At 71.0% G+C, this 4888-nt stretch carries 5 protein-coding genes; 4 read left to right on the top strand and 1 reads right to left on the bottom strand.

Translation table 11 applies throughout. From position 1 onward, the window contains the following. Window positions 1-151: 151 nt before the first annotated feature. Window positions 152-349, top strand: coding sequence for a DUF397 domain-containing protein (locus ACFU99_RS15390; protein ID WP_384391314.1), 198 nt, complete (start codon window positions 152-154; stop codon window positions 347-349). Window positions 350-471: 122 nt separating this feature from the next. Here the strand turns inward: ACFU99_RS15390 and ACFU99_RS15395 are convergent, their stop codons facing one another. Then, window positions 472-1746, bottom strand: a complete 1275-nt coding sequence (locus ACFU99_RS15395) for a serine/threonine-protein kinase (RefSeq protein ID WP_384391317.1) — start codon at window positions 1744-1746, stop codon at window positions 472-474. 395 nt (window positions 1747-2141) lie between these two features. Between ACFU99_RS15395 and ACFU99_RS15400 the strand changes: the two genes are divergently transcribed. The 3 genes from ACFU99_RS15400 to ACFU99_RS15410 all read left to right on the top strand — a co-directional run. Then, on the top strand, window positions 2142-2450 hold the full coding sequence (locus ACFU99_RS15400) for a hypothetical protein (protein WP_363135036.1): 309 nt from the start codon (window positions 2142-2144) through the stop codon (window positions 2448-2450). Between the two features lie 344 nt (window positions 2451-2794). Continuing rightward, on the top strand, window positions 2795-3700 hold the full coding sequence (locus ACFU99_RS15405; protein WP_384391320.1) for a hypothetical protein: 906 nt from the start codon (window positions 2795-2797) through the stop codon (window positions 3698-3700). Beyond that, a partial coding sequence (locus ACFU99_RS15410) for a hypothetical protein (RefSeq protein ID WP_384391323.1) occupies window positions 3690-4888 on the top strand: 1199 nt, incomplete at its 3' end. The genes ACFU99_RS15405 and ACFU99_RS15410, both read left to right, overlap by 11 nt.

Here is a 4888-nt window from a genome sequence, read left to right on the forward strand (position 1 = left end):
TTTTCGCACCCCGTCGGCCTCCCCTGCCCACCCACCCACGAATCCTTCGTTCCGCACGGTACGGCTACCCGCCCCCACCTGGCGAGAGTGCCTCGCCCGACTCCTCTATCGTGGGTGCCGGCGTCAGACCGGACCCGCACAAGGGGGCACAGTGACGGAACTCAACTGGCAACAGGCCACCGACGGCACCGAGAAGGAGTTCCTCGAAGTCGCCTTCGGCGACGACGGCAACGTCTATCTGCGCGAGAACCTCAAGCCCGACGAGATCGTCATCACGACCCGAGCCAAGTGGGACGCGTTCGTCCTCGGCGTCAAGGCGGGCGAGTTCGACCACTTCGTCGAGGACTGAAGGATCGGGGACCGAGGAATCGGGGACCGAGAGACCGAGGGCTGAAGAACCCACGGCGGGCGGGCCGAGGGCCGACGGCCCTCCGGCCCGTACGCCGCCGCGCGCCGCGACCACAGCGCTCATCACCGCGTCGCGCCCTGCCCGTGCCCGTCCGAGTCGTCCGGCGTGTCCGTCGACACCGCCTCGGGACCCTGCGAGCCCGTGACGTCCGGGGCGAACACGGACGCCCCGATCGCCATCGCCGCTACGAAGGCCACCCCGCCCGCGACCACGCCGAACAGCACCTTGTGCCCGCGCAGCCACGCCCGTACGGCGCCGAGCCCGGTCGGGGCCGCACCGCCCCGGCCGCCGCCCCCGCCCGTGAGCTCCCTGGGCCCGCCGCCGCGGGTCGCGCCTCTGCTGCCGCCCGCGCTTCGGCCCGCCGCCCGTCCCGGTGAGCTCCGCCCCGTCGAGCTCCGGCTCGCGCTCCGGTGCCCGGCCGACGGCAGCGCGTACGTCGTCAGCGACTCCCTCTCCGGGGCCACGACCGGGGCGGGGGCGACCACCGGCGCGGGCTCGGGCACCGGCAGGGGCTGGGGTATGTCGCGCCAGGCGCCGCTGCCGAACCAGTCCGCCGCCTCCTGCGCCGTCGGCCGGTCCTCCGGCTGCTTGGCCAGCATCCGCAGCAGATACGTCTCGAAGGAGCTGGGCAGCCCGCCGCAGTACTGCCGCGGCGGCACCGGGTCGGCGTCGACGTGCTGGTAGAGCAGCGCGGTGGGGGTGTCGGCCCAGAACGGCGGCTGCCCCACCAGCAGCTGATAGAGCACGCACCCCAGCGCGTACACATCGGAGCCCGGACCCGCCGCCCGGCCGAGGGCGCGCTCCGGCGCGAGGTAGGTGCTCGTGCCGACGATCTGGCCCGCGCTCGTCAGCCCCGCCGACGTCTCGTCGACGAACCGGGCGATGCCGAAGTCGCCTATCTTGAGCGTGCCGTCGGCGTCGGTCATCAGGTTTCCGGGCTTCACGTCCCGGTGCACGACCCCCTGCCGGTGCGCCGCCGCCAGCCCCGCGGCCGCCTGCGCCGCGATGTCCGCCACCCGCGCCGGGGCGAGCGCCCCGCCCGCCGCCGACGACAGCTCCTGCGCCAGGCTGGGCCCCTGCACCAGCTCCATGACCAGGTAGAAGCGCCCTTCCCAGGCGCCGAAGTCGTACACGCCCACGACTTGATGGTGATTCAGCCGCGCCGCGGTCTGCGCCTCCATGCGGAAGCGCATGGCCGCCGATTCGTCGCCGTCGTTGCCCAGCAGCAGCTTGACCGCGACCTGACGGCCCAGCACCTCGTCGGAGGCCCGCCAGACTTCGCCCATTCCGCCGCGTCCGAGCAGATCTCCCAACCGGTACCGATCGGCAACCAGCACCCGTACCATCCTCGATCTCGTTGCATCCCGAGCGTGCGCGGGACGCGGTGAATGCGTTAAATCCTCTCGACGGCCGCAGCGCGCAGCGCATATGAGGGAGACCGCCACAGCGTACCCACCGAACACGCGGTCGTTTGAACATCGGCACCGGCCCCCACCTCGACGATCATTGCTCGGCGTCTATACGCGTGGTACACAGAGTGACGATAGGGCACCCCACTGACAACGCCGCGCGTCACCGACGGGGACGAAGTGACCAGCGGCACGTGCGGGTCCTGCAAAAAATGACGCCAAGTCGACATGCGTTCGCGGCTTTGTCAGCGAAGATAGGGCCTGACCTCCGTCACCGCGGCGGAGGGTGTAAACAACTACCCATAAGGGGCGGTGAGTTACAAATGCTTTTGGCAGCCGCAAAAGGCGACATCACCACCATCATCGGCGGAATCGCCCCCGACTGGGGCCCGTTCGGGACCCTGGGCAACGAGGCCCGCATCATGGTCGAGGTCGTGATGGCCGTGGCCATCCTGCTGTGCCTGGGCATCGCGATCTGGGGCGCCGCGAAGCAGCGGATCGGCGCGACGGCGCTGCGCGACACCTTCAGCGCGGAACAGGGCAAGGGGCTGATCGTCGCCGGGCTCACCGGTGTGTTCATCATCGGATCGCTGGGCACCCTGTTCACGATCGTCTACGGAATGGCCGTCTGACCCCCCTCCGCAAACCCGTCCGCAAACCCGTCCGTAAACCCGTCCGCCGGCTCGTTCGCCATCCCGTCCGCAAACTCGTACGGCGAGCTCGCGCGACAAACCCGTACAACTCCCCACCTAGCACCACCGAATCCCCTCCGCACCCCACCATCCCCCGCCACCGCCGCGCATCGTCCCCCGCGCAGACTCTTCTCCCGTCCCCGAACTCTCACAAGTCCCACCCCCCGCACCAGAGGCTGCCTGCTGATGCCCACTCACCCCTCCTCGCCCGCAACCCCTTCCGCGCCGCTACCGTCATATACGGGCAGCCTGTCACCGACGACGTTTGAGGGGGCTTACGAGCTATGAGTCTCGACGGCGACGACGGCTACGGCAGTGGCGGTGACCACGGCAGAGGCGGCAGAGCGGGCCGGGGCAGGGGCAGCCCCGACGACCAGGGCCGCCCCACCCGCACCCGGCTGCCCGAGGGCGAGGGCGACTCCTTCGACAGCGCCCGGCGCGGCCGTACGGGCTTCAGCAGCCGCAATCTGATGACCGTCGTCGGCGTCGTGGTGCTCCTCGTCGCCGCCATCGCCTTCGCGAACCGCAGCGGCGGCAGCGGCGGCAGTGACGGGGGCGACGGCGGCGACAGCGCCAAGGGCGGCGGCAAGGGCGCCCACGCCCAGGCCACGGCCCCCACCGGCGTCAAGCCCGTGGACGGCAAGGCCGACGGCATCGCCAAGGGCTTCGCCCACACCGAGCAGGGTGCGCAGAGCGCCGCCGCCAACTACGCGGTGGCCCTCAGCTCCGACGGCATGTTCCGGAGCGAGACCCGCCACCGGATCGTCGCCGCCGTCTACGCGCCCGACGCCGTCACCGCCCGGCAGGGCGACTACGACAAGGCGTACTCCGGCGAACGCTCCGTCAAGATCGGGCTCAAGAAGGACGGCACCGCCCCGGCCGACACGACCTTCGTCTCCCGCACCAACCCGGCGGGCACCAAGACCGTCTCGTACCAGGACGACACCGCGAGCGTCGCCGTCTGGTATTCCACGCTCTTCGGACTGGCCGGCGAGTCCTCGAAGAACCCCGTCTCGGAAGGCTGGTTCACCAGCACCTTCCAGCTGAAGTGGGTCGACGGCGACTGGAAGGTCACGGCCTTCACGCAGAAGGACGGGCCGACCCCGGTCGGCCGCGACCAGGCCGCCTCCTCCGCCAAGGACATGTCCGACGCTGTGCAAGGTTTCGGAGGGTTCACCTATGCCCGGTAAACGCCGCCGACCGACCCGCGCCCTGACGATCGCCGGAGCGTTCGCCGCGGTCCAGACGACCGCGGTCCTGCTGTCGGCCAGAGCCTTCGCCGCCCCCACGCCGCCCGCGACCCCCGGTTCGACCAACAGCCCCTCCCCGAGCGCGACCAAGGAAACCTGCGAGTTCCTGATCGGCTCGATGAAGGAGGACTGCGAGAAGCGGAAGGGCGGCGCCCCCTCCGGCCCCAGCGCCCCCTCCAACCCCCTCGACCCCCTGTCGTCCCTCGCCAAGGGGTGCGGGGACGCCGCCGCCTGGATCGTCGGCAAGCTCTCCGACGCCGTGAAGTCCACCGCCAACATCGACTTCACCAACAGCGACTTCCTGCGCCAGTACGCCGTCGTCTTCGCCGCCTCCACCGTCCTGACCCTCGTCCTGTGGCTGCTGGCCGTCGCCAAGCGCGCCGTGCGCGGCGTCCCGTTCACCGAGGCGGTGACCGAGGCCATCGGCTTCCTGTGGCTGACGGTCCTGGCCTCCGCCTTCACCCCGCTGATCCTCTACACCGTGGTGTCCGCGACCGACGCCGTCACCGACGTCATCGCCAAGGGCACCGGGGCGAACAACGACGCCTTCTTCGGCGGTTTCGCCAGCGCCCTCAAGAAGGGCCAGGACATCGGCGGCGGCCCGATCATGCTGATCGTCGTCTCCCTCGTCTCCGTGCTGGCCGCGGGCGTCCTCTGGCTGGAGCTGGTCATCCGGGCCGCGCTCCTGTACGTGGGCGCGCTGCTCGGCACCGCCGTCTACGCGGGCCTCGTCGACAAGAACATGTGGGGCCACGTCCGCCGCTGGGCGGGCATCATGATCGCGGTGATCCTCGTCAAACCGATCATCGTGGTCGTGCTCGGCCTCGCCGGCGCCCTGTCCTCCGGCAACGGCCCGAACGCCATCTCGGCCGTCGTCTCCGGCCTCGCCATCATCATCCTCGCCATCTTCGCGAGCGCGATGATCTACCGCTTCGTCCCCGGCTTCGGCGACGAGATCATCAACAGCCGCAGCGCCAGCAGGGACCCCGCGTCCCGGCAGGCCGCCGCCGTGATCTCCTCCCCGGCCGCCCTCGTCAAGCAGGGCATCAACACGCACAGCGCCCGCGGCTCGGACGGCGGCGGGGGCGGCGGGGGCGGAGGCGGCCAGCAGGCCAAGCCCGCCAACCC

This window comes from Streptomyces sp. NPDC057654 (genome assembly GCF_042800135.1).
GTDB lineage: Bacteria > Actinomycetota > Actinomycetes > Streptomycetales > Streptomycetaceae > Streptomyces.